The sequence below is a fragment of the Polaromonas sp. P3_B1 genome (genome assembly GCF_056402935.1).
Genome location: NZ_JBFUGK010000002.1, coordinates 43,842 through 66,705, shown reverse-complemented (window position 1 = coordinate 66,705; position 22,864 = coordinate 43,842). Strand labels below are relative to the sequence as shown.

Genomic DNA, 22,864 nt, shown 5'->3' with positions numbered 1-22,864 from the left:
GGCCTCTGTTTGTTGTCTGTTTTTGCGGACAGGACAGACTAGCCGGGCGCCATTTCCGGCGGTTATCATGTGGCCGATAACTCACTTCAAAGGGAGCGCGCCATGGCCTTAATGGACTTCATCAAGAAACAGTTCATCGACATCATCCAGTGGACGGAGGACGGCGACGGCACACTGGCCTGGCGTTTCCCGATGGCCGACATGGAGATCCAGTACGGCGCCTCGCTCACCGTGCGTGAGTCGCAGATGGCGGTGTTCGTCAACGAAGGCAAGGTCGCCGACGTGTTCGGTCCCGGCATGTACAAGCTGACGACGCAGACCATCCCGGTGCTGACCTACCTCAAGAACTGGGACAAGCTCTTCGAGTCGCCCTTCAAGAGCGATGTCTACTTCTTCAGCACCCGCCAGCAGATCGACCAGAAGTGGGGCACACCCCAGCCCATCACGATTCGCGACAAGGACTTCGGCGCGGTTCGCCTGCGCGCCTTCGGCAACTACAACTTCCGAATCGCCGACCCCAAGCTCTTCCATACGGAGATCTCCGGCACGCGTGATCGCTACACCACCGACGAGCTTGACGGCCAGCTGCGCGGCCTGGTGCTGCAGAATATTTCCGCCGCCATCGCCTCCAGCAACATCGCTTTCCTGGACCTGGCCGCGAACCAGCTCGTGTTTGCGCAGGCGCTGGCGGCGCAACTCGTGCCCGAGTTTGCAAAAATAGGCTTGAAGCTCGAAGGCATGACGGTGCAGAACCTCTCGCTGCCCGAAGAGCTGCAGAAAATCCTCGACCAGAAAATCGGCATGGGCATGGTCGGCAACGACATGGGCAAGTTCATGCAGTACCAGACGGCGCAGGCGATTCCCAAATTCGCCGAAGGCGCGGGTTCGGGCGGCGGCATTGCCGGCGACGCCATGGGCCTGGGCGCCGGCGTCGCGCTGGGCCAGGTGCTGGCGCAAAACCTGCAACAGGGCCTGCAGGGCGGCGGCAACGCGGCCCAAGCCGCCACGGCCGCCGCGGCGGCAGCCGTGAAGCCCGACGACGTGATGGCCACGCTCGAGAAGCTAGGCGAGCTCAAGGCCAAGGGCATACTCACGCAGGAAGAGTTCGACGCCAAGAAGGCCGAGCTGCTCAAGAAGCTGGTCTGAGAATGTGGCCCCCACGCTTGTCACTTCGTGTACTACGCTGCCCCCCGAGGGGGCCGTCGCTTGCTCGGGGCGGCCCTTCGCTGCGCGAGTCCTCTGTCTGGCGTTGACCTTCATCTGCTGTGACTGACGTCACTTCGCAACGCGCCTACCGCGCGCCGTGTCCCGGCTGCGGCGCGCCCGTTGAGTTCCGCAGCGCGCAGTCCACGCACGCGGTGTGCGGATATTGCCAGAGCACCGTCGTGCGCGACGGCGACACGCTGTCGCGCATCGGCAAGATGGCCGAGCTGTTCAATGATTTTAGCCCTCTGCAGCTGCAGGCCTCCGGCGTCTGGCAGGGCCGCAATTTCACGCTGGTCGGCCGGCTGCAATACAAATACGTGCAAGGCACCTGGACCGAGTGGTATGCCGTGCTGGACGACGGCAAAGCGGCTTTCCTGAGCGAAGACAACGGCGCTTACGTTTTCAGCCTGCCCACCAGCCTGCAGCGCGCTGTGCCGCCGGCCGAAAATTTCCGCGTGGGCGCCAACACGGCCATCAATGCCAAGCCTTTCAGCGTGGCGTCCAATGAGCAGGTTTCGCTGCTCTCGGCCCAGGGCGAGTTGCCGCGCCTGCCGGCGCTGGGCACGCCCTTTGCGATGGTGGAGCTGCGCAGCGCCGACGGCGACGTGCTCAGCGTCGACTATGGTGCAGTGACCGGCGGCGGCACGCCCGCGCTGTCGCTGGGCCGCTCCGTGCTGCTGGATGACCTGAAGCTCACCGGCCTGAAGGACGAATCCACTAAGAACGAAAACGGCAAGCAGTTCAGCTGCCCCAATTGCGGTGCGCCTTTCGAGGTTACGCTCGCCGGCAGCAAAAGCATCACCTGCCGTTCCTGCAACAGCATCATCGACCTCACGCAGGGAACGGGCGCCGCGCTCCGGCATGCCATCCAGGACGAGCCCGTCAGCCCGCTGATCGCGCTGGGCACCACCGGCCAGCTGCAGGGCGTGCAGTGGCAGGTCGTGGGCTTCCAGCACCGTATGGGCTACGAGGCCGACGAACCGGACGAGCAGTTCGGCTGGGATGAATACCTGCTTTACAACCAGAAGCGCGGCTTCACCTTTCTGGTGGATTCCGTGGACGGCTGGAGCCTGGTCAAGCCGATCACGGGCGCGCCTGTCTTCAAGCCAGGCCAGAACAGCGCCGTTTACCTCAAGACAAACTACCCGCTGCAAAGCAGCTACAGCGCCGAGACGACTTATGTCGCCGGCGAGTTTTACTGGCAGGTTCAGCGCGGGCAAAAAACGTTTAACCGCGATTTCACCAGCGGCAGCGCCCTGCTGTCGCAGGAAGAGGCGCCCAATGAGATCACCTGGTCCAGCGGCAACAAGGTGGACGGTGAACTGGTCGCCAAGGCCTTCAAGCTCGAAGGCAAGAAAGACCTGTTCAAACGTTCGGATGCCAAGCCGCTGAGCAGTTCGGCCGGCATGGGCTGCGGCACCATCATCATCGTGGTGCTGCTGATACTGCTGCTGTTGTTTGTCATAGGCCGCTGCTCAAGCTGCGACCCGAGGTATGAAAATTGTTCCTCGTCCAGCAGCTCGCGCAGTTCGGGCGGCTCGTTCGGCGGTTTTTCCGGCGGGGGCGGCCACAAGTAGTGGCTGCCTCTTTGTGCTTTTTCGTTTTGTTCTTCTGCGCAAGCTGGCAGACCTTTTCTGGAGACCATCATGGGACTTGAATGGCTTAAACCCGCTGCTTTCTTAGGCTCTATCCTGTTCGCGCTGATAGGCGTGATCATCTTCTGGCTCAGTTTTGTCATCATCGACAAGATGACACCCTATGACCTGTGGCTGGAGATTGTCGAGAAGCAGAATGTGGCGCTGGCGCTGGTTGTTGCGGCCATGGCGTTAGGCATCTGCGTAATAGTAGCCGCCGCAATCCACGGTTGATTCCCGGCTACTGCGCGAACTGGGGGCGGCGTTGGCCGGTGCTCGGAATCCTCATGTACCCATAGGTACATTCCGGTTCCTGTGCGCCGTCCGCCTTGCCCGCAGCTCGCTCGCTACGCCCTTGACGCCGTCGTGATACCGGCTCGCTTCGCATCGCCTCACCTGCTTCCTGCTATCACCTCCGTCTGTTTTGAACACTGAAACCTCCCCCACCCCCACCCCGCGCCCTCTCGAGGTCGCGCTGCTGGCCAGCGTTTTTGTCGTGGCGGCATGCGGGCTGGTGTATGAGCTGGCGGCGGGGGCCTTGGCTTCTTACCTGCTAGGCGACTCGGTGCTGCAGTTTTCCACCATCATCGGCAGCTACCTGTTCGCCATGGGCATAGGCTCCTGGTTGTCTCGGTTTTTCGAGAGGCAGCTGCCGGCGCATTTTTTGCGCATTGAGTTGATGGTGGCGCTGGTGGGCGGCGCCTTGCCGGCCGTGCTGTTTCTGGCGAACGCTTATGTGCCCGGCGCATTCCGCTTTCTGCTGTATGCCCTGGTGTTGCTGGTGGGCACGCTGGTGGGGCTGGAGATTCCGCTGGTCATGCGCATACTGCGGCGCAACGTCGCGCTCAAGGAGCTGGTCTCGCAGGTGCTGACTTTCGACTACCTGGGCGCGCTGGCCGTGTCGCTGGCCTTTCCGCTGGTGCTGGTGCCGCAGCTGGGGTTGATACGCACCGGCCTGTTATTCGGTCTCATGAACGCCGCCGTCGCATTGTGGGCGTTGTGGCTGTTTCGCGGTGAACTGCGGCACCTCAGGTCGCATGCCGTTGCCTGCTTCGCCGTCCTATGCGCATTGGCGGCCGGCTTTGTGGGCGCCAACCAGATCACCACGCTGGCCGAGGACCATTTCTACCAGGACCGCGTGGTCTTCACCGCCACCACACCCTACCAGCGCATCGTGGTCACCAACGGCCGCGGGGGATACCGGCTGTTCCTCAACGGCAACCTGCAGTTCGCCGAGCGCGATGAATACCGTTATCACGAGGCGCTGGTGCACCCGGTGATGAGCGCGCACGGTGCGCCCAAAAAAATCGCCGTGCTGGGCGGCGGCGACGGCATGGCGGTGCGCGAGATTCTCAAATACCCCAGCGTGGAGAGCGTCACGCTGGTCGAACTGGACCCGGCCATGACAGACCTGTTCAGCCAGCAGCCGGCCTTGAAGCGCCTGAATGGCGAGGCGCTGCTGTCGCCCAAGGTGAAGGTGGTGAACGCCGACGCTTTCCAGTGGCTGGACAAAAGCGCGGACATGTTCGACATCATCGTGGTCGATTTTCCCGACCCGACCAATTTCTCCATCGGCAAGCTCTACACCAACTCGTTTTACGCGCTGCTGGACCGCCATCTCTCGGCCAGCGGCTATGCCGTGATCCAGACCACCTCGCCGTTGGTGGCGCGCCGCAGCTTCTGGACGGTGGCGGCCACGCTGGAGTCGGTAGGCCTGAAGACCGCGCCCTACCACGCCAACGTGCCCAGTTTCGGCGAATGGGGTTTTGTGGTCGCCAGCCGCCGGCCCTTCAGCCCCGCGACCCAGGTCGGCGCCTTGCCGGCCGGCCTGCGCTTTCTGGACCCGCAAACCCTGCCGCTGCTGTTTGATTTTCCGGTCGATATGGCGCGCGTGCCCGCGCCCGTCAACCGTCTCTCCAACCAGGAGCTGGTGCACAGCTACGAGCAGGAATGGGGCAAGGTGCTGCGTTGAAGCGGCGTCCTGACTTCATCTCCCTCTCCCCCTGGGAGAGGGCGGGGGTGAGGGCTGACGGCCTGCGAGACAGGGCGGGCATCACCATCGCCGCCAGCCCCCATCCCAGCCTTCCCCCAGCGGGGGAAGGAGCAAGACCATGAAGCGGCGCGATTTTTTGGCGGCCTCTGCTTTGCCGTTGGCGCTTGCGGGCTGCAAGGAGGCCAGGCACGTCGAAGGCGGCTTCCTGGGCGTCAACCATGAGCGCGGCCACCTGCTGCGGCCCGGCGAGCCCGGCAAAGACCGCGCCTGGCCTGCCCCCTCCGTCACCCGGCGCACCCGTGTGCTAATTGCCGGCGGCGGCGTCGCCGGCCTCGCGGCGGCGCGCGCGCTGCGCCTGCGCGGCATGGATGATTTCGCGATGCTGGAGCTTGAGGACATCGCCGGCGGAAACAGCCGCGGCGGCATGGTCGGCGGCCTGCCCTGCCCGCTGGGCGCGCATTACCTGCCGGTGCCCGGCGACGGCGCGCGCGACGTGCAGGACTTGCTTGAAGAGTTATCGCTGCGCAGGCGCGTGGCCGGCCGCTGGGAGTATGACGAGCGCCATCTGTGCCACAGCCCGCAGGAGCGCCTGTTTATCCAGGGCCAATGGCAGGAAGGCCTGCTGCCCCAGCCGGACATGGATATCGCCCTGCTGGCCGACTACCAGCGCTTTGCGAAGCTGGTGCAGCAGGCCTCGGCCGCCGCGCCTTTTTCGATTCCACTTTCGGCAAGCGCACCGGCATCGGCACATCTCGCGCTCGACGCCCTGACCTTTGAAGCCTGGCTGGACCAGCAGCAGCTCACGCGCGCGCCGCTGCGCTGGTACCTGGACTACTGCTGCCGCGACGACTACGGCGCGGGCCTGGACAGCGTCTCGGCCTGGGCCGGCATCCATTACTTCGCGAGCCGCCACGGCTTCCAGGCGCCGGGCGAGCCGCCGTCGGCCGAGCGCGATGCCGGCGTGCTGACCTGGCCCGAAGGCAACGGCTGGCTGACCCGCCGGCTGGCGGCGCCGCTGGGCGAGCGCCTGCATGCCGGTCGTGTTGTGATCCGCGTCGCCGCGGGCCGGCACGGCGTGGAAGTCGATGCCTTCAACACGGCCACGCAATCGGTGGAGCGCTGGCAGGCCGAGCATTGCATTCTGGCCCTGCCCTTGTTCATCGCCGCCCGCGTCGTCGAGAACCCGCCACCCGCCTTGCGCGAAGCCGCCGGCCAGTTGCGCTACGCGCCCTGGCTGGTCGCCAACCTGCACATTGACTCAGCCCTGCACGACAGGCCCGGCGCCGCGCCCAGCTGGGACAACGTGATCTACGGCGACAAGCCCGGCCTGGGTTATGTCGACGCCACGCACCAGAGCCTTCAGGCCGTGCCCGGTGCCACGGTGCTGACCTACTACCGCGCCTTCGGCATCGGCGCGGCCGGCCGCAAAACCTTGTATGACAAACCCTGGACGCATTGGCGCGACAGTGTGCTGGCCGAACTGTCGGTGCCGCACCCTGACCTGCTCGGCAAGGTCACGCGCATGGACGTGATGCGGTATGGGCATGCGATGAGTACGCCGGTACCCGGCGTGCGTAGCAGCGCTGCGCTGCGGGCGCTGCAGGGGGCTTTGCCGGCGCCTTGGCAGCGCTTGCATTTCGCGCACAGCGACTTGTCGGGATACTCGGTGTTTGAAGAGGCATTCACGCAGGGCCATCGCAGGGCAACTTCGCTGGCGTAGGCTGCGGCCGTGCCATCGGCGGCGCCTCGCCGGCCACTTCCGCGGCGGCGGATTCGATGCGCGCGGATACCTGGGCGGGCATGCCCGGGGACCTTTTGAAAGTCAATCCGGAACGATCTTCAGGCTGGCGAGTGTGGGGTCGTTCCCGTGCACCGCGAGAACATTGATACCCATCTGGAAGTACTTGTAGCCGTGCGCATCAAGCAGGCCTCGCAGCGCTTCCTGGTCGGTCTTGACCCACTCAATCAACAGATGGGGTTTGTACGCGTCGATGCTTTTAAGTGCGCCCGCCAGGCCTTCCAGCTCCATTCCCTCGATGTCCATCTTGATGAGATCCAGGCGGGGCAGTTTGAGGCCATCCACCGTGATCATCCTGACCGTCTGGCTGTTTTGGGCTGAATAGTCGATGGGTTGCCCGATGAACTCGTTTTTGTCGCTTTGGCGCAATTCAAGTGAGCCGAAGCTTCCCGGTATCAGGTAGTTGGGCCTGGGAATCTTCAGCTCGCCCTCCTCGGCCCCCAGCGCGGCGTGGTGCGCTCTTGCGTTAAAGCAGTTGTTGATGGCGATGTTGCCGGCCAGCGCGTAGTAAATCCGCTCCTGGGCTTCGACGGCGATGACCTCGCCCCAGCCGTGCATGTGCCTGGCCCATTCAATGGTGTGAACGCCGATGTTCGCGCCGATGTCGAGCGCGACCACACCGCCGCCGAAAACCTCTCGGCGCAAGGTGAGCAGTTGCAAGACCATGTCGACTTCCTCGGGGTCGAATTCCGAGTTCTGGAGAATCTGATAACCGACACCGTAGCCGCGCGTTTCATCGGCCATGTGGTGGTCGTTGCGGTTGACGATCATGGTCCCGTGATTGGACGAGGCCAGCACGAAAGGCAAGGGACGAGGACCAGAGGCCATGGCGAATTTTCCGGTTGACTAAAGAATTCCGGGACCACCGCCGACGCCAGCGCCGCGCGGGTCATCCGGGCATATTTCTGGGCTTCAGCCGCGCATCAAGGCTTCAATCTCGTCCCCATCAACGGGCACGCCGCGCGTCATCAGCTCACATCCTGTGGAAGTGACCAAAGCATCATCCTCGATCCGGATACCAATGTTCCAGAACTCCTTGGGAACATTCTTCCCGGGCCGCACATAGAGACCGGGTTCAATCGTCATCACCATGCCCGGCCGCAGGATGCGCGAAGGCTTGCGCATGATGGGCTGGCCCATGGCATCCTTGTCGGGGCGCGGCTTGCTGCCGGGTTCGGTGTAGTCGCCGCAGTCGTGCACGTCCATGCCCATCCAGTGGCTGGTGCGGTGCATGTAGAACTGGCGATAGGCGCCGGACTCGAGCACGTCGTCGACCTTGCCGTGTTTGGCCCTGGGCAGCAGGCCGGTGTCCAGCATGCCTTGCGCGAGCACGCGAAGCGCCGCGTCGTGCGGGTCATTAAAGCGCTTGCCGGGTTTGGTGGCTTTGACGGCGGCGTACTGGGACTCCACCACGATGTCGTACAGCCTGCGCTGGGCGGGGGTGAATTTGCCGTCCGCCGGAAAGGTGCGCGTGATGTCGCTGGCATAGCCGTCGAGTTCGCAGCCGGCGTCTATCAGGCACAGCTCGCCGGCCTTGAGTTCGGCGTCGCCGGCGCGGTAGTGCAGCACGCAGGCATTGGCGCCTGCCGCCACGATGCTGGTGTAGGCCGGGAACTGCGAGCCGTGGCGGCGAAACTCGTGCAGCAACTCGGCTTCCAGGTGATATTCGCGCAGGCCGCCCTTGACGGGATTGCGCAGCATGGCCGCCGAGGTCTGCATGGCGCGCACATGCGCGCCGGCCGAAATTTTTCCGGCGCGGCGCAGGATGGCGATCTCGTGGCTGTCCTTGAAGAGACGCATCTCGTCGAGCACACCGCACAGGTCGTGCTGGGTTGGCGGAGCTTCGTCACCCAGGCGCGTTCGGGCGCGCACTTTGTCCAGCCAGCCGTCCACCCGCGTGCCCAGGCCTTCGTGCGTGGCAAACGGAAACCACACCGACTTTTTGTTGGTCAGCAGGGCCGGCATCTGCGCGTCCAATGCCTCCGTGCTGAAGGCCGCATCCACGCCCAGCCGGGCCGGCGCCGCCTTGGGGCCCAGGCGTATGCCATCCCAGATCTCGCGCTCCAGGTCCTTGGGGCGGCAAAACAGTGTGGTCTTGCCGCTGGCGTCAATCGCCAGCCAGGCATCGGGCTCGTCAAAGCCGGTCAGGTAGTAGAAATAGCTGTCGTGCCGGTACGGAAAGTCTGTGTCGCGGTTGCGTGGATATTCACGCGCGGTCGGCAGCAAGGCGACTCCGCCGCCGGCCGCCTTGAGCGCGCGGGCCACGGCGGCACGGCGTTTTTGGTAAATCGTGGTGGTGCTCATGTGCGCTGCGCTTTTTTAGTTGAGGGTGGTGGTCTGGTTCAGCTCTTCCAGCCGGGCCGGCGTGCCCACATCGGTCCAGGGCCCGGTGTACAGCTGGGCGCTGACCTGGCCATTGTCCATCGCCGCGCGCAGCAGCGGCGCCAGTGGGGCTTTCAGGCCCTGCGGGTTGCCCAAAGGCATCGCGTTGAAGAATTCCCGGCGATAAAGACCGATGGTGCTGTAGGTGAACCTGGGCTCAGCGCTGTCTTTGGGCAGATTCAGCGCCAGGCCGTCAGCGCCCAGGCCGAAGTCGCCTTTAGGGTTGTGGGGCGGGTTGGGCACCAGCCAGAGGTGCGCCAGCTTGCCGCCGGCGCTGAAGCGGTCCACCGCGGCCTGCGTGAATTCAAAGCCCGGCACAAACACGTCGCCCGCCAGCAGCCAGAACATGTCGCCGAGCAAGGGCAACGCACGCGCGATGCCGCCGGCGGTTTCCAGCGCGCCGCCGAAGTCGATGCCTTCGTGTGAATAGGCAATGGACAACGAGGGCCCGCGGCTTTGCTGGCTGAAGTGGCTTTCAACCTGCTCGCCGAGCCAGGCGGTGTTGATCACCAGGTCGGTGAAGCCGCCGCGCGCCAATGCTTCGGCATGCCAGCCAATCAGCGGCTTGCCGCGCACCTTGAGCAAGGGCTTGGGCGTGCTGTCGGTCAGCGGACGCATGCGCTCGCCGCGGCCGGCGGCCATGATCATGGCTTTGATGGGTGCAGAGGGCATGGCGGCAGTTTAACGGGAGCCGCTCATGCAGAATGCATGGCCACCGCAACCCGAAAGCCTGACGATGATTCCTCCCGAGATCCACGCTGAGATCATGAGCCGCCTCGCGGCGGCCGAACGCGAGCACGGTGTGCGCATCCTGATGGCGATAGAGTCCGGCAGCCGCGCCTGGGGTTTTGCCTCGCCGAACAGCGATTTCGACGTGCGTTTCATCTATGCACGGCCGGCCGACGACTACCTCTCGCTGGACCTGGAGGACCGGCGTGACGTCATCGAGTACCCCATCGTCGACGACATAGACCTTAACGGCTGGGACCTGCGCAAGGCGCTACGTTTGTTCTGGAAGTCCAACCCGGGTTTTGTCGAGTGGATCCAGTCGCCGATCAAATACATCGAAAACGGTGCGTTTGCTGAAGCGGCGCGGCTGCTGCTGCCGCAGGTTTACTCTTGTGAGCGGGGCATTCACCATTACCGCAGTTCGGCCAAGGGCAACTACCGCGAACACCTGCAAGGCGAGGCAGTGCGGCTCAAGAAGTATTTTTATGTGCTGCGGCCCCTGCTCGCGGTGCGCTGGCTGGAGCGCTACGGTACGGCCGCGCCCATTGAGTTCGCCAGCCTGCTGCACCTGGTTGACGGCGAGACGGAGCTGCTCGCCGACATCGCCGACATGCTGGAGAAAAAACGCGGCGCGCCCGAACTGGGCCTGTCGGCGCCGTATCCGCGGGTCAATGCCTTTATTGAAGCCGAACTCGCCAGGCTGGACGCGGCGATTCCCGCGCCTGACGACCTGCGGCCCGTGCTGCCCTCGCTCAATGCGCTGTTTCTGGCGACCGTGCGCGAAAGCTGGTAAACCGGCTTATTGCGTCTCGCCCCGCTCCAGCGAGCGCTGCTCGGTCCATTCAGGGTTGAAACGCCGTACCAGCGCATCCATCAGGCTGCGCGCCCGGGCCGAGTGGTCGCCGCCGAAGTTGCAGACATAAACGTCCAGCGTCACGGCTTTTTGTTCGGGCCAGGTGTGCACGCAGACATGCGATTCGGCCAGCAGCACCGTGGCCGTGATGCCGCCCGGGCCGTGCTCAGTGTCCGGGAAGGTGTGAAACAGCTGGTTGACGGCCTGCAAGCCGGTGGCCTGCACGGCCTGCACGCACCAGTCGCCCAGGCGGGCGGCGTCGGTGAGCCAGGCGGGATCGCAGCGGCATTTGTAAAGGTCGGCGGTCAGGTGTAAGCCTTGCATGCCCCGACTTTAGACGATGCGCGGCCCCGTTCGGGCCGTAACTTGGTTCCATATCCCGCCAAATCACCCGGCTGGGGCCTAACGGTAAAATACCGGGTTACCCCTGATCTTTCCCCCTCCGGAGCAGCCTACATGGCAAACACGCAAATGATGGCGAATGCGATACGCGCACTCGCAATGGACGCCGTACAACAAGCCAATTCCGGACATCCCGGCGCCCCCATGGGCATGGCCGACATGGCCGTCGCCCTCTGGGGCAGCCACCTCAAGCACAGCCCGCACAACCCCAACTGGTTCGACCGCGACCGTTTTGTGCTCTCCAACGGCCACGGCTCCATGCTGATTTACGCCGTGTTGCACCTGACCGGTTACAAGCTGCCGATTGGCGAACTCAAGAACTTCCGCCAGCTGCACAGCAAAACCCCCGGCCACCCCGAATACGGCTACACCCCCGGCGTGGAAACCACCACCGGCCCGCTGGGCCAGGGCCTGACCAACGCCGTCGGCATGGCGCTGGCTGAAAAGCTGCTCGCCAAGGAGTTCAACCGCGAAGGCCATACCGTCGTCGACCACAACACCTATGTGTTCATGGGCGACGGCTGCCTGATGGAAGGCATCAGCCACGAAGCCGCGGCGCTTGCCGGCGCCTGGAAGCTCAACAAGCTGATCGCGCTGTATGACGACAACGGCATCTCGATCGACGGCCAGGTCGCGCCCTGGTTCATCGACAACACCGCCGTGCGCTTTGCCGCCTACGGCTGGAACGTGCTGGGCCCCATAGACGGCCACGACGCTGAACTGGTCTCGCAGGCCATCGAAGGCGCGAAAAAATCGAACGACAAGCCCACGCTGATCATCTGCAAGACGCACATCGGCAAGGGCTCACCCAACCGCGCCAACACCGCCAAGGCCCACGGCGAACCGCTGGGCGCCGAGGAAATCAAGCTCACGCGCGAAGCCCTGAACTGGCCTTACGCGCCGTTTGAAGTGCCCAAGGAAACCTACGACGCCTGGGACGCCAAGGCCAAGGGCCTGGCCGCCGAGGCTGCCTGGGACGCCAAATTCGCCGCCTACAAGGCCGCCCACCCCGAACTCGCCGCCGAACTGGCCCGCCGCATGAAGGGCGATCTGCCCAAGTCCTTCGCGCAGCTCGCGGTCGACACCGTCATCGGCGCGCACACCAAGGCCGAAACCGTGGCTTCGCGCAAAGCCTCGCAGCTCGCGCTCGAAGCCTTCACCGCCGGCCTGCCCGAAATGCTGGGCGGCTCGGCCGATTTGACCGGCTCCAACCTGACCAACACCAAGTCCACGCCCAGCCTGCGTTTCGACATGAACGGCGAGGTCGTGCTGACGGCCAATGCCGACGGTGTGAGCGCCATCGGCCGCCACATCAACTACGGCGTGCGCGAATTCGGCATGGCCGCCATCATGAACGGCATCGCGCTGCACGGCGGCTACATCCCTTACGGCGGCACCTTCCTGACTTTCAGCGACTACAGCCGCAACGCCATCCGCATGGCCGCGCTGATGAAGCTGCGCGTGGTGCATGTGTTCACCCACGACTCCATCGGCCTCGGTGAAGACGGCCCGACGCACCAGTCCATCGAGCACGCCGCCAGCCTGCGCCTGATCCCCAACCTGGACGTCTGGCGTCCGGGCGACACGGCCGAAACGGCCGTGGCCTGGGCCGTCGCACTCGAGAACAAGAACAAGCCGACGGCCCTGCTGCTGAGCCGCCAGAACCTGCCCTACGCGCCCAAGCACGACCTCGGCAACATCAGCCGCGGCGCATACGTGCTGGCCGAGCCTGAAGAAGTGGGCCTGAACAAGAAGGCCCAAGCCGTGATCATCGCCACCGGCTCGGAAGTGCAGCTGGCGCTCAAGGCGCAGGAACTGCTGGCCGCCCACAAGATCGCCGTGCGCGTGGTCTCCATGCCCAGCACCACCACCTTCGACAAACAGAAAACCGCCTACAAGAGCGAAGTGCTGCCCGAAGGCATCCCCCGCATCGCGGTGGAAATGGGCGTGACCGACGGCTGGTGGAAATACGGCTGCGCCGCCGTGGTCGGCATCGACAGCTACGGCGAATCCGCACCGGCGCCGGTTCTGTTCAAACACTTCGGCTTCACGGCCGAGAACGTCGCCGATACCGTGCGCACGGTGCTGAAGAAGTAATCCAGCCTCCACATCCGTTCGGGCTGAGCCTGTCGAAGCCTCGTTGCTTGGCAGAGACCCTTCGACAAGCTCAGGGCGAACGGACAGGCGGAACACCGGTATTTGAATTTCAACTTCCAGGAGCAACAGAGAATGACGATCAAACTTGGTATCAATGGTTTTGGCCGGATCGGCCGCAACGTGTTCCGCTCGGCGATCAAGAGCTTTGGCGACATCGAAATCGTCGGCATCAACGACCTGCTCGAGCCCGACTACCTGGCCTACATGCTGAAGTACGACTCGGTGCACGGCCGCTTTGAAGGCGACGTGTCCGTCGACGGCAACACCCTCATCGTCAACGGCAAGAAGATCCGCCTGACGCAGGAACGCGACCCCGCCAACCTCAAGTGGGGCGACATCGGCGCCACCGTGGTGCTCGAATCCACCGGCCTCTTCCTGGACAAAGCCTCCGGCGAGAAGCACCTGGCCGCCGGCGCGAAGAAGGTCATCTTCTCGGCGCCGTCGAAAGACGACACCCCGATGTTCGTTTTCGGCGTCAACGACAAGACCTACAAGGGCGAGGCCATCATCTCCAACGCCAGCTGCACCACCAACTGCCTGGCACCCGTCGCCAAGGTGCTCAACGACAAGTGGGGCATCAAGCGCGGCCTGATGACCACGGTGCACGCGGCCACCGCCACGCAGAAAACCGTGGACGGCCCCAGCAACAAGGACTGGCGCGGCGGCCGCGGCATCCTGGAAAACATCATCCCCTCCTCCACCGGCGCGGCCAAGGCCGTGGGCGTGGTGATTCCCGAGCTCAACAAGAAGCTGACCGGCATGTCCTTCCGCGTGCCGACCTCTGATGTGTCGGTGGTCGACCTGACCTGCGAACTTAACAAGGAAGCCACGCTGAAGGAAATCTGCGCCGAGATGAAAGCGCAGAGCGAAGGCGCGCTCAAAGGCATCCTGGGTTACACCGAAGACAAGGTGGTCGCCACCGACTTCCGCGGCGAGACCTGCACCAGCGTGTTTGACGCCGACGCCAGCATCGCGCTGGACGGTACCTTCGTCAAGGTCGTGGCCTGGTACGACAACGAATGGGGCTACTCCAACAAGTGCCTGGAAATGGTGCGCGTGGTTTCGAAATAATTCGCGGCCGCCTCCGCCCAAAAAAGCGCCTTCGGGCGCTTTTTTTTCGGCTTCGCACATCAAAAGACCGCAAGCGGTCAATGTCCATTGAGCCACGGCTGGTCAGCCCGTATGGTCCCCCGCATGCCGCGCCCATGCCGCGCGGCGCAAGGGAGGATTGATCATGGCGCAGCAGCCGTTGCGGGAGTGGCTCGTCCAGAAAAGCTGGGCACAGGGCGTGTATTACAGCAAGGCGGTGGCCTGGCTTTTGCCGCCGGCGGCGCTCGCCGCCGATGCGCCTTACTTCAACATCGCGCGGCAGCACTGGCCGCCTGGCTTCGTGGGCCTGCTGGCCTGGCAGATCACGGCCGAGCTGTTTTTCATCGCCGTGGTCCTGGCCAACCGGTTCTTTCCGCGGCTCGGCAGCAGCGAAGCGGCGCTTAACGCCGCCTGCGCCGGGGCCATGGTGCTGGCCACCTGGGTAGGCGCGGTCCACGGCGCACTGTGGGGCGACCTGTCCATCTATGCCGCAGGCGCGACCTTTGTCGCGGCCGTCATGTGCACGCCCAGCCCGGTGCGCAAGCCCATGTACCTGCTGAGCTTTGGCGTGCTGGGCCTGGCCGCCGCCTTGCGCGGGCTCACGGGCCTGGAGCTTCTCGCCGCATCGGTCAATCCGTTTTGCGTCCTGGTGCTGTGCATGGCGCTCGACAAGCTCATGCTGGCGCGCAACACCGAGCTGTATGCCGAAACGCAGCGCGCCGAGAGCGAATGCGCGCGCGCCGACAAGGTGCTGTACAACGTGCTGCCGGCCTCCATCGCCGATGAGCTCAAGCGCGACGACAAGGTCAACGCCGTGAAATTCGACAACATGGGCGTGCTGTTCGCCGACATCGCCGGCTTCACCACGTTCTCACGCGCCTTGCCGCCGGACGCGCTGGTTCTGGTGCTCAACCAGATCTTCTCGGCCTTTGACGGTCTGGTGGAAAAGTACGCGCTCGAAAAAATCAAGACCATAGGCGATGCCTACATGGTGGTGGCGCACCACCGGCTCGACAGCCTGGGCCGGTTGGCGCTGGAGATGGGCGAGGCCCTGCGGCGCTACAACGCCGCCAACGGCACGGAGCTGGCCATGCGCATGGGCATGCACGCGGGGCCCACGGTGGCCGGGGTGATTGGCGTCAAGCGCTTTCTCTACGACGTCTGGGGCGACACCGTCAACGTGGCCAGCCGCATGGAGGCCAGCGGCGAGCCGGGCGCCGTCCACGTCAGCGAGGCGGTGTACCTGCAGACGCGGCAGCATTTTGATTTTGCCGCGCGTGAGCCCATAGAGATCAAGGGCAGGGGCCGCATGGCCACCTACTGGTTGCTGGGGCCGGCGCTTGAGGCGGGCCCGAAGGCGGGGCCGTACGAGTCCGCCCGAATCCTTGCGGCTTGAAGCGACCCCCACCCGGCGCCCGCCTGGGGCTGCCAGGTGCGCGGCCTAGCGTCCCAGCAGTTCGGCCGGCAAGGCCAGACCGGGCCGCTCATCGTCCCAGGCCATGGCGCTCATCTTCCAGCCTTCAGGCGTCTTGATGAACTGCGTGGAGATCACGCCGCGGGCTTCGAAGGGCTGGCCGTTCTGCGTCCCGGCTTTGCCGTAGGCGCTGTAGCGGTGCGCGATATTGCCGAACACTTGCGTGGTTTCCGACAGTTCCCATTCCCTGAAGCGCGTGAGCGCACCGCTGTCCACCAGCGCCTGGCGCGGTGCGATGAATTCCGCGACGCTGGATATCTCGGGTGTGGACGCCGTGTTCTTGATCAGCAACCCGTCGGCGATGAACAGCCCGTGGATCCGGGCGTAAGGCGGCCTGCCGCCGGGTTCAAAAGACACGGCTTCAAAAAATGCCGCGGCCAGCCCGTCCAACGCCTGTTTCACGGCCTCGGTGGATGTCTCTGTGCTCATCGTCATGGCTCCTGTGCAGGGGCGCGCGTGCCCGCGCTTGCTGCTTCGGACGGCCGCTCTTCGCGCCCGCCCGGGTAGCGCGCAAAGCGCGCCGGCTCACGGCCGTGCACCGGCGCATCGTCCGTGAAAGACCAGCCGCCGAATTGCGTGCGCTGGTAGTCGGCCAGGGTTTGCGCGATCTCGGCCTGGGTGTTCATCACGAAGGGGCCGTACTGCACCACCGGCTCGCCAATCGGTTTGCCCTGCAGCATCAGGAACTCGGCTTCGTCGCTGCCGCTGTTGGCCAGCGCCACGGCCTCGCCCGCTCGCAACGTGATCGCCGCATGGCTGCCGACGGCCTGCCCCGCCACCGTGACCGAAGCGCCCTTGAAGAAATAGAGCTGGCGCTGCGTGCCCTGGCCCGCGGCAGCGGGCAAGGTCCAGCGCGCACCGGGCGCCATGCGGATCGTCCAGATGGCCACGTCGGCATCGGCTTGCGCGGCCCAGGAGTCGGGCGGCGGTGCGAGCGGGGCGGTTTCGGTGCCGCCCATGCGTCCCGCAACGATGGCGACTTCGGTGATGCGGCCTTCTGCGTCGGCCACCGCCTTGCGAGGGATGTCTTTTGACCAGAACATGGTGAAGTGCGGCGCCGCCATCTTGCCGGCCGCCGGCAGGTTGAGCCAGATCTGGAACAGCTCCAGCGGATTGGGGTTGGCCGCGTCCAGCAGGGGGAACATTTCGGAATGCACCACGCCCTGGCCTGCGGTGAGCCACTGCACGTCGCCGCGGCCGAAGCGCGCGGTTGCGCCCAGCGAATCGGAGTGGTCGACCAGGCCCTTGCGCACAATGGTCACCGTTTCAAAGCCGCGGTGCGGGTGCGCCGGAAAGCCCGGCACCGTGCTGCCGTGGTACATGTTCCAGCCGTCCTTGCGTGCGAAGTCCTGGCCGATGTTGCGTCCTGCGAGCGAGGCGTCCGGGCCCATCTGCCCGTTGGCCTTGGGGTAGGCGTCGTCGTGGTAGACGCAAAAGAGGAAAGGATCGAGCGTCGCCCACGGGAAGCCGAGCGGCTGGACCGCAAGGACGGGATGGGCGGAATTTGCTGCGGAAGTGGCGGTGATGTCGGCAGGCATGACAAGGCCTTTCTGGCGTGGGACGTTCAAAGAATGCATATGAGGCCGGCCGCCTGCCCTTCAAGCGCCGGCACCGGCCCGCCCTCCCAGGCTTCTCAGGCTTTGAGTTTCCAGCCGGTGCGGAAGATCCACCACACCAGGCTCAGGCACAGTGCCAGAAAGCCCAGGATAGCCGCCACGCTGACACCCACATTGACATCGGCCACGCCGTAAAAGCTCCAGCGAAAGCCGCTGATCAGGTAGACCACCGGATTGAAGAGGGCGATCTTTTGCCACAGCGGCGGCAGCATGTTGATGGCATAAAACGCGCCGCCTAAAAAGGTCAGCGGCGTCACCACCATCATCGGCACCACCTGCAGCTTCTGGAAATTGTCGGCCCACAGCCCGATGATGAAACCGAACAGGCTGAAGGTCAGCGCGGTCAGCAGCAGGAAGCACAGCATCCAGAAGGGGTGGGCAATTTCATACGGCACGAAGAGGCGCGCCGTGGCCAGGATCAGCAGGCCCAGCATGACGGACTTGCTCGCCGCCGCGCCCACATAACCCATCACCACCTCCATGGACGACACCGGCGCCGACAGCAGCTCGTAAATCGTGCCCGACCATTTCGGCATGTAGATGCCGAAGGCCGCATTGGAGATGCTCTCGTTGAGCAGCGACAGCATGACCAGGCCGGGGATGATGAAGGCGCCGTAGCGTATGCCCTCGATGTCGCCCATGCGCGAGCCGATGGCCGCCCCGAACACCACGAAGTAGAGCGAGGTGGAGATCACCGGCGAGGCGATGGACTGCATCAGCGTGCGGAAGGTGCGCGCCATTTCAAAGCGGTAGATCGCGCGGATGGCGTGCCAGTTCATGCGGCCTCCTTGTGTGCGGCGGGTTTGTCTGCATGCACCAGGCTCACGAAGATGTCCTCGAGCGAACTCTCGCTCGAATGCAGGTCCTTGAAGTCGATGCCGAGCTCGGCCAGCCGTTTGAGCAACGCCGCGATGCCGGTTTCCTCGGTTTGCGAGTCGAAGGTGTAGACCAGGGTGTGGCCCTCGCCGGACAGCTCCAGCGGCAGCCCCGCCAGCGCGGCCGGAATGCTTTGCAGCGGCGTTTGCAGCTGCAGGCTCAACTGCTTCTTGCCGAGCTTGCGCATCAGCACCGTTTTGTCTTCGACCAGAATCAGCTCGCCCTTGTTGATCACGCCGATGCGGTCGGCCATCTCTTCGGCCTCCTCGATGTAGTGCGTGGTCAGGATGATGGTCACGCCGCTGCTCTGCAGCTCGCGCACCATTTGCCACATGCCCTTGCGCAGCTCCACGTCCACGCCGGCGCTGGGTTCATCGAGGAACAGGATGGTGGGCTCGTGCGACAGCGCCTTGGCGATCAGCACGCGGCGCTTCATGCCGCCCGACAGCGACATGATCTTGCTGTCCTTCTTGTCCCACAGGGAAAGGTCGCGCAGCACCTTCTCGATATACGCCGGGTTCGGCGGCTTGCCGTAGAGGCCCCGGCTGAAGCTCACGGTGGACCACACGGTTTCAAACGCGTCGGTCGAAAGCTCCTGCGGCACCAGGCCTATCTTGGCGCGTGCGGCCCGGTAGTCGCGCACGATGTCGTGCCCGTCGGCGGTCACCGTGCCCGAACTGGGCCTGACGATGCCGCAGACGATGCTGATCAAGGTGGTCTTGCCCGCGCCGTTGGGGCCCAGCAGCGCGAGAATTTCGCCGCGCCGGATGTCCAGGTTCACGGACTTGAGCGCATGAAAACCCGAAGCATAGGTTTTGCTGAGTTGCTGGATGGAAATAATGGGATTGGCTTGCACGCGGCATCCTGGTGAAAGTGGCACCGGAAGACCGGTGCCAGAAGAGACCCGGATCATTCTATAGAGCGCGGGTAAAAAATGCCCGCCAAGGGTTTTCAGCGCGGCGCGGCCGTTTGTGAGGGCGCGCTGCCGCTGATTCGGGACAGGCTGTCGTGGGCCCGTCCTACAGCATGCATGGCCGTCCATGGGTAACTTGGACATTCATCCTGTTGTCTGCATCGGAAATGATTCTTTCAAGGCAGCCAGGCATACGGCGACCGCTGCGCGGTTTCCGGATGTTTGTGTTCCGGCAAAGCGTTATGACCGATATCGGTTTCATGCACATGGTCCGTAAAAAAAACAGTTTACGGTCAGGTCCTGTTGACAGGCCCTGGGAACGAACTGTTGGCGCACGCTATCCGTGCGAATTTCTCACCAAGGACCTCTTATGAAATACCCCCTGCTTTTAGCCGCACTTGCCGGCACGCTGGCCCTGAGCGCCTGTGAACGCACGGTTGTCGCGCCGCCTGCCGCCGTTGTCACGGTTCCCGGCCCCGCCGGCCCTGCTGGCGCCACCGGCGCCTCCGGCACCGATGGCGCCAAAGGCGCCACGGGCGCGGGCGTGGGCATTCCCGGCCCGACCGGCGCCACCGGCGCGACAGGTGCAACCGGCTCCACCGGCTATGAAGGCGCCACGGGTGCCACGGGCGCAACCGGTGCCACCGGCAATACCGGAAGGACTGGCCAGACCGGCCAGACTGGTGACACGGTCGTGATCGTTCCCGCACCGGCCCGTTAAGTCGCCAACAGCTCGTAGGCTGCACAGGCCGGCGCATGCGCAAGCGTTCGCTGGCCTTTATTGATTCCGCGGTGGATCACGCGGCCGCAGTTGCCCGCAATGCGGGAAAAGGCTCGCGCCAGGCCGGCAGTTCGTTGAGCTGCGCATGCCAGCGCCGGATTTCCGGAAAGGCCTGCAGCGGCAGCCCGGTCTTGCCCGCATGAAAACCCGAGGCGTAGGTTTTGCTGAGCTGCTGGATGGAAATAATGGAGTTGGCTTGCACGCGGCATCCTGATGAGAAGATGTGGCACCAGAAGAGGCACAAATGACTCTATAGAGAGCAGAGAAAAATGCAGGGACCAGGGCTTTCCTGAAATCCCCTGGACCGACGCTTGCCGAAAGTTCAGATCGACGTCTTTGTCCGTGCCGGTTCGAAGCGCTCGCCTCGGCCCCGTCCTGCAGGGCACGAGGATCAGGGCCGCCGAAACGAAAACGACTGCCGGGCCCAGTATGCAGCGCGCAGCGAATCCAGCCGCACCACGCCCCCGGTGGAAGGCGCATGCACAAAGCGGTTCTCACCGACGTAGATGCCGGCGTGGCTGGCCACGCCTGCCTGCACAAACACCACCAGGTCGCCGGTACGCGCCGAGTCCGCAGGCACGGGTTGGCCCCAGTTCACCAGCGCGGCCACGGTGCGCGGCGACGCGATGTGGGCGCGCGAACGGTAGACGTGGCCTATCAAACCGCTGCAGTCAAAGCCGGACTCCGGCGTGTTGCCGCCATAGCGGTAAGGCGTGCCCACCAGGCTGATGGCATAGAGCGTGACGTCGTTCGCCTCCTCCACAGACAGGCGTGGCGGTGCCGTAGATGCGGAAGAAGGCGCTGATGGCAAGCTGCCGCAGCCGCCGAGTGCCATGAGGGTGGCCAGTGCAAACAGGACGGCAAAGACCGCTTGGGGAATTGTTTGAGGTCGAGGTGCGCGCGCGGCATGGGGCATCGCTGCATTGTGTCAGCCGGGATGTGCAAGGGCAACCGGGCCGTGCGGCCGCATTGCCCGGTGGCTTGCCCTGTTGTTTTCACGCGGCTCACAAACCTTCAGGCGGCCGCCGATTGCGGGAAAGGCTCGCGCCAGGCCGGCAGTTGCTGCAGCCGCTCATGCCAGCGCCGGATATTCGGGAAGCCGTCCAGTGGCATGCCCGTCTTCCCGGCATAGGGCAGCGTGATGGCCACCGCGAAGTCCGCCACCGTCAAGGCATGGCCGACAAGGTAGTCGCGCCCTTGCAGGTGCGATTCCAGAACCGCGGCGTAGCGCTCGAAGTCCGGCGTCACCCTCGCAATCTCGGCCGGGTCGGCCTGGCTCCGAAGAAAGCGCGGCTTGATGATGTGCTCGAAGTAGAAAGTGCTCGCGGCCGGTGCGAACTCGGTCGCGTCCCACATCAGCCAACGCAGCACCTCGATGCGGCGTTCGTCCCGCGGCCACAAATCCGAGCCGGCTTTTTCGGCCAGGTGGCACATGATGGCGTTCGATTCCCACAGCACCAGCTCGCCGTCGACCAGCACCGGCACCTTGGCGTTGGGGTTCATCGCACGGAATTCCGGCGTGCGGTGTTCGCCTTTTTCCAATGTAACGTGGATGAACTCCACGGGCAGCTCCAGGTGCCTGGCGACGGCGCAGGCTTTTCGCGGGTTCAGCGTGTCCGAGTAATAAAGCTTCATGGGCTTCTTTCCATGCTGTGAGTTTTACGCGGCCATGCGCGGCAGGTCGGACCACACCGGCCTGACTTCTATGGTTGCGGCGCGGGCCATGGGGTGGCCGGCCGCGATGTCGATCGCCTCCTGCATGCCGGCGCATTCAATCAGCCCGTAGGCCGCCATTTTTTCCGCGCTGTCGGTGAAGGGGCCGCTGCTCACCTTGCGTTTGCCGCCGCGCACCCGCACCGTCATCGCGTCGCCGGGCGGGCGCAGCGGGTTGCCGTGCTGGAGGATGCCGCGGCCCTGCATGTCATGGACCCAGGCGCCTATCTCGGCCACCAGCGCCGGCGTGGGCGCGAAGGCCGCGTCATGGCAGATGATCAAGAGAAACTGCATGTGCCACCGCCTCAGGGCATGGGCAGGGGCTTGATCACCATCCACGACACGCCGAAGCGGTCGACCACCATGCCGAAGGACGAGGCGTAAAAGGTTTTCATGATGGGCATTTCCACTTTGCCGCCGTCGGCCAGCGCATTGAAGAGGCGGTTGGCTTCGGCGTCGCTGGCCGCGGTCAGCGACAGCGAAAAGCCCTTGAACTCCGGCTGGCCGGTGCCCATGCCGTCGGAGGCCATCACTTCGCTCTCGCCTATCCTGAAGCAGGCGTGCATGACGTTGTCGCCCGGGATGGCGGCGCCGCCAGGGCCGCAGCCCTCGGTCATGGGTTCGGGGTTTTCCTTGAAGCGCATCAGCATCTTCACTTCGGCGCCCAGCGCCTTGCGGTAAAAGTTGATGGCCTCTTCGCAGCGGCCGTTGAAAAACAGGTAGGACTGGACAAGCATGGTGGGCTCCTTGGTGGGTTGACAGGGGTTGGTGGGGTTTGGGGTTTCAGGCGTTCTTTTGCGCGGCGTGGGCTTCAACGTTCATGTGAACCAGCTCCCAGATGTGGCCGTCCAGGTCTTCGAAGCCGTGCTGGTACATAAAACCGTGGTCCTGCGCCTTGCTGGGTGTGGTCGCGCCACCGGCCACGGCTTTCCTGACCATCTCGTCGATCTCTTCGCGGCTGTCCGCCGAAAGGCAGATCAGCACCTCGGTGCTCTTGCGCGCGTCGACCACCGGCTTGGGTGTGAAGGTCTTGAAATAGTCCTCGACCAGCAGCATCACAAAATTTTCCTCGCTCACGATCATGCAGGTGGCGTTCTTGTCGGTGAATTGCGGGTTGAACCTGAAGCCCAGCGCGGTGAAAAATTTGACAGACCTGTCCAGGTCTTTCACGGCCAGGTTCACAAACATCTTGGTGCTCACGGGGATCTCTCCTTCGATGAATAACGGGTTGGGTAAACGGCGTGGGGA

Annotated in this window: 24 protein-coding genes and 1 other RNA gene; 11 read left to right on the top strand and 14 right to left on the bottom strand. The window is 64.3% G+C overall.

What is annotated here, in order from left to right:
• Positions 1-102 precede the first annotated feature (102 nt).
• The 6 genes from AC1DXS_RS01775 (at position 103) to AC1DXS_RS01750 (ending at position 6,553) form a co-directional block, all read left to right on the top strand.
• Positions 103-1,146 carry an SPFH domain-containing protein gene (locus AC1DXS_RS01775; RefSeq protein ID WP_477735869.1) on the top strand — a complete coding sequence of 348 codons (1,044 nt, stop codon included), beginning with the start codon at positions 103-105 and terminating at the stop codon, positions 1,144-1,146.
• 119 nt (positions 1,147-1,265) lie between these two features.
• Entirely contained in the window at positions 1,266-2,783 is a 1,518-nt protein-coding gene (locus AC1DXS_RS01770) for a DUF4178 domain-containing protein (RefSeq protein WP_477735868.1), read from the top strand.
• A gap of 69 nt (positions 2,784-2,852) precedes the next feature.
• Entirely contained in the window at positions 2,853-3,074 is a 222-nt protein-coding gene (locus AC1DXS_RS01765; RefSeq protein ID WP_007871890.1) for a DUF350 domain-containing protein, read from the top strand.
• A gap of 53 nt (positions 3,075-3,127) precedes the next feature.
• A non-coding RNA gene (locus AC1DXS_RS01760) (sX9 sRNA) lies at positions 3,128-3,203 on the top strand.
• A gap of 61 nt (positions 3,204-3,264) precedes the next feature.
• Positions 3,265-4,812, top strand: coding sequence for a polyamine aminopropyltransferase (locus AC1DXS_RS01755; RefSeq protein ID WP_477735867.1), 1,548 nt, complete (start codon positions 3,265-3,267; stop codon positions 4,810-4,812).
• Between the two features lie 139 nt (positions 4,813-4,951).
• A complete protein-coding gene (locus AC1DXS_RS01750; protein WP_477735866.1) occupies positions 4,952-6,553 on the top strand; it encodes an FAD-dependent oxidoreductase in 1,602 nt (533 codons plus the stop codon).
• Between the two features lie 102 nt (positions 6,554-6,655).
• On the opposite strand, the gene AC1DXS_RS01745 is transcribed toward AC1DXS_RS01750, so the two are convergent.
• From AC1DXS_RS01745 to murU, 3 genes are all read right to left on the bottom strand, one after another.
• On the bottom strand, positions 6,656-7,459 hold the full coding sequence (locus tag AC1DXS_RS01745; protein ID WP_477735865.1) for an FkbM family methyltransferase: 804 nt from the start codon (positions 7,457-7,459) through the stop codon (positions 6,656-6,658).
• A gap of 84 nt (positions 7,460-7,543) precedes the next feature.
• A complete protein-coding gene (locus AC1DXS_RS01740; RefSeq protein WP_477735864.1) occupies positions 7,544-8,935 on the bottom strand; it encodes an aminopeptidase P N-terminal domain-containing protein in 1,392 nt (463 codons plus the stop codon).
• 15 nt (positions 8,936-8,950) lie between these two features.
• Positions 8,951-9,685 carry an N-acetylmuramate alpha-1-phosphate uridylyltransferase MurU gene (gene murU / locus AC1DXS_RS01735; protein ID WP_477735863.1) on the bottom strand — a complete coding sequence of 245 codons (735 nt, stop codon included), beginning with the start codon at positions 9,683-9,685 and terminating at the stop codon, positions 8,951-8,953.
• A 25-nt stretch (positions 9,686-9,710) separates the two neighbouring features.
• Between murU and AC1DXS_RS01730 the strand changes: the two genes are divergently transcribed.
• Positions 9,711-10,535, top strand: a complete 825-nt coding sequence (locus AC1DXS_RS01730) for a nucleotidyltransferase domain-containing protein (RefSeq protein WP_477735862.1) — start codon at positions 9,711-9,713, stop codon at positions 10,533-10,535.
• A gap of 6 nt (positions 10,536-10,541) precedes the next feature.
• Here AC1DXS_RS01730 and speD read toward each other — a convergent pair whose 3' ends face one another.
• Positions 10,542-10,919, bottom strand: a complete 378-nt coding sequence (speD, locus tag AC1DXS_RS01725; protein ID WP_477735861.1) for an adenosylmethionine decarboxylase — start codon at positions 10,917-10,919, stop codon at positions 10,542-10,544.
• A gap of 132 nt (positions 10,920-11,051) precedes the next feature.
• Here speD and tkt point away from each other — a divergent pair, with 132 nt between their 5' ends.
• The 3 genes from tkt (at position 11,052) to AC1DXS_RS01710 (ending at position 15,639) form a co-directional block, all read left to right on the top strand.
• The gene (gene tkt, locus AC1DXS_RS01720) at positions 11,052-13,094 is read left to right on the top strand and encodes a transketolase (RefSeq protein WP_477735860.1); all 2,043 of its coding nucleotides are present in this window, start codon (positions 11,052-11,054) and stop codon (positions 13,092-13,094) included.
• Between the two features lie 132 nt (positions 13,095-13,226).
• Positions 13,227-14,225 (top strand): type I glyceraldehyde-3-phosphate dehydrogenase, encoded by a 999-nt coding sequence (gene gap / locus AC1DXS_RS01715; protein WP_477735859.1) that lies wholly within the window; start codon positions 13,227-13,229, stop codon positions 14,223-14,225.
• A 163-nt stretch (positions 14,226-14,388) separates the two neighbouring features.
• Positions 14,389-15,639 carry an adenylate/guanylate cyclase domain-containing protein gene (locus AC1DXS_RS01710; RefSeq protein WP_477735858.1) on the top strand — a complete coding sequence of 417 codons (1,251 nt, stop codon included), beginning with the start codon at positions 14,389-14,391 and terminating at the stop codon, positions 15,637-15,639.
• 45 nt (positions 15,640-15,684) lie between these two features.
• On the opposite strand, the gene AC1DXS_RS01705 is transcribed toward AC1DXS_RS01710, so the two are convergent.
• The 4 genes from AC1DXS_RS01705 to AC1DXS_RS01690 all read right to left on the bottom strand — a co-directional run bounded on the left by AC1DXS_RS01705 (position 15,685) and on the right by AC1DXS_RS01690 (position 19,065).
• Complete coding sequence (locus AC1DXS_RS01705; RefSeq protein WP_477735857.1) at positions 15,685-16,146, bottom strand: hypothetical protein; 462 nt, start codon at positions 16,144-16,146, stop codon at positions 15,685-15,687.
• Between the two features lie 2 nt (positions 16,147-16,148).
• Positions 16,149-17,255, bottom strand: coding sequence for a pirin family protein (locus tag AC1DXS_RS01700; protein ID WP_477735856.1), 1,107 nt, complete (start codon positions 17,253-17,255; stop codon positions 16,149-16,151).
• Between the two features lie 95 nt (positions 17,256-17,350).
• On the bottom strand, positions 17,351-18,112 hold the full coding sequence (locus AC1DXS_RS01695; protein ID WP_477735855.1) for an ABC transporter permease: 762 nt from the start codon (positions 18,110-18,112) through the stop codon (positions 17,351-17,353).
• Positions 18,109-19,065, bottom strand: a complete 957-nt coding sequence (locus AC1DXS_RS01690; protein ID WP_477735854.1) for an ABC transporter ATP-binding protein — start codon at positions 19,063-19,065, stop codon at positions 18,109-18,111. The genes AC1DXS_RS01695 and AC1DXS_RS01690 overlap by 4 nt, the downstream gene beginning before the upstream one ends.
• A gap of 427 nt (positions 19,066-19,492) precedes the next feature.
• On the opposite strand from AC1DXS_RS01690, the gene AC1DXS_RS01685 reads away from it, so the two are divergent.
• Positions 19,493-19,843 carry a collagen-like protein gene (locus tag AC1DXS_RS01685; protein ID WP_477715875.1) on the top strand — a complete coding sequence of 117 codons (351 nt, stop codon included), beginning with the start codon at positions 19,493-19,495 and terminating at the stop codon, positions 19,841-19,843.
• A 76-nt stretch (positions 19,844-19,919) separates the two neighbouring features.
• Here the strand turns inward: AC1DXS_RS01685 and AC1DXS_RS01680 are convergent, their stop codons facing one another.
• The 6 genes from AC1DXS_RS01680 to AC1DXS_RS01655 form a co-directional block, all read right to left on the bottom strand.
• Positions 19,920-20,105: a hypothetical protein gene (locus AC1DXS_RS01680; RefSeq protein ID WP_477735853.1), complete on the bottom strand. Its 186-nt coding sequence runs from the start codon at positions 20,103-20,105 to the stop codon at positions 19,920-19,922.
• A 189-nt stretch (positions 20,106-20,294) separates the two neighbouring features.
• A complete protein-coding gene (locus AC1DXS_RS01675; RefSeq protein WP_477735852.1) occupies positions 20,295-20,738 on the bottom strand; it encodes a C40 family peptidase in 444 nt (147 codons plus the stop codon).
• 179 nt (positions 20,739-20,917) lie between these two features.
• Entirely contained in the window at positions 20,918-21,538 is a 621-nt protein-coding gene (locus AC1DXS_RS01670) for a glutathione S-transferase family protein (RefSeq protein ID WP_477735851.1), read from the bottom strand.
• A 24-nt stretch (positions 21,539-21,562) separates the two neighbouring features.
• On the bottom strand, positions 21,563-21,910 hold the full coding sequence (locus AC1DXS_RS01665) for a YciI family protein (protein WP_477735850.1): 348 nt from the start codon (positions 21,908-21,910) through the stop codon (positions 21,563-21,565).
• Positions 21,911-21,921: 11 nt separating this feature from the next.
• A complete protein-coding gene (locus tag AC1DXS_RS01660) occupies positions 21,922-22,353 on the bottom strand; it encodes a VOC family protein (protein ID WP_477735849.1) in 432 nt (143 codons plus the stop codon).
• A 46-nt stretch (positions 22,354-22,399) separates the two neighbouring features.
• Complete coding sequence (locus AC1DXS_RS01655) at positions 22,400-22,804, bottom strand: VOC family protein (protein ID WP_477735989.1); 405 nt, start codon at positions 22,802-22,804, stop codon at positions 22,400-22,402.
• Between the last annotated feature and the right edge of the window lie 60 nt (positions 22,805-22,864).

Excerpts from the sequence above, each read along its gene's own strand:
- AC1DXS_RS01745 (WP_477735865.1), bottom strand. The coding sequence starts at position 7,459 with ATGGCCTCTGGTCCTCGTCCCTTGCCTTTCGTGCTGGCCTCGTCCAAT.
- AC1DXS_RS01750 (WP_477735866.1), top strand. The coding sequence starts at position 4,952 with ATGAAGCGGCGCGATTTTTTGGCGGCCTCTGCTTTGCCGTTGGCGCTT.
- AC1DXS_RS01655 (WP_477735989.1), bottom strand. The coding sequence starts at position 22,804 with ATGTTTGTGAACCTGGCCGTGAAAGACCTGGACAGGTCTGTCAAATTT.
- AC1DXS_RS01685 (WP_477715875.1), top strand. The coding sequence starts at position 19,493 with ATGAAATACCCCCTGCTTTTAGCCGCACTTGCCGGCACGCTGGCCCTG.
- AC1DXS_RS01710 (WP_477735858.1), top strand. The coding sequence starts at position 14,389 with ATGGCGCAGCAGCCGTTGCGGGAGTGGCTCGTCCAGAAAAGCTGGGCA.
- AC1DXS_RS01670 (WP_477735851.1), bottom strand. The coding sequence starts at position 21,538 with ATGAAGCTTTATTACTCGGACACGCTGAACCCGCGAAAAGCCTGCGCC.
- AC1DXS_RS01740 (WP_477735864.1), bottom strand. The coding sequence starts at position 8,935 with ATGAGCACCACCACGATTTACCAAAAACGCCGTGCCGCCGTGGCCCGC.
- speD (WP_477735861.1), bottom strand. The coding sequence starts at position 10,919 with ATGCAAGGCTTACACCTGACCGCCGACCTTTACAAATGCCGCTGCGAT.
- AC1DXS_RS01765 (WP_007871890.1), top strand. The coding sequence starts at position 2,853 with ATGGGACTTGAATGGCTTAAACCCGCTGCTTTCTTAGGCTCTATCCTG.
- AC1DXS_RS01665 (WP_477735850.1), bottom strand. The coding sequence starts at position 21,910 with ATGCAGTTTCTCTTGATCATCTGCCATGACGCGGCCTTCGCGCCCACG.
- AC1DXS_RS01705 (WP_477735857.1), bottom strand. The coding sequence starts at position 16,146 with ATGAGCACAGAGACATCCACCGAGGCCGTGAAACAGGCGTTGGACGGG.
- AC1DXS_RS01675 (WP_477735852.1), bottom strand. The coding sequence starts at position 20,738 with ATGGCACTCGGCGGCTGCGGCAGCTTGCCATCAGCGCCTTCTTCCGCA.
- gap (WP_477735859.1), top strand. The coding sequence starts at position 13,227 with ATGACGATCAAACTTGGTATCAATGGTTTTGGCCGGATCGGCCGCAAC.
- tkt (WP_477735860.1), top strand. The coding sequence starts at position 11,052 with ATGGCAAACACGCAAATGATGGCGAATGCGATACGCGCACTCGCAATG.
- murU (WP_477735863.1), bottom strand. The coding sequence starts at position 9,685 with ATGCCCTCTGCACCCATCAAAGCCATGATCATGGCCGCCGGCCGCGGC.
- AC1DXS_RS01700 (WP_477735856.1), bottom strand. The coding sequence starts at position 17,255 with ATGCCTGCCGACATCACCGCCACTTCCGCAGCAAATTCCGCCCATCCC.
- AC1DXS_RS01775 (WP_477735869.1), top strand. The coding sequence starts at position 103 with ATGGCCTTAATGGACTTCATCAAGAAACAGTTCATCGACATCATCCAG.
- AC1DXS_RS01695 (WP_477735855.1), bottom strand. The coding sequence starts at position 18,112 with ATGAACTGGCACGCCATCCGCGCGATCTACCGCTTTGAAATGGCGCGC.
- AC1DXS_RS01730 (WP_477735862.1), top strand. The coding sequence starts at position 9,711 with ATGCAGAATGCATGGCCACCGCAACCCGAAAGCCTGACGATGATTCCT.
- AC1DXS_RS01660 (WP_477735849.1), bottom strand. The coding sequence starts at position 22,353 with ATGCTTGTCCAGTCCTACCTGTTTTTCAACGGCCGCTGCGAAGAGGCC.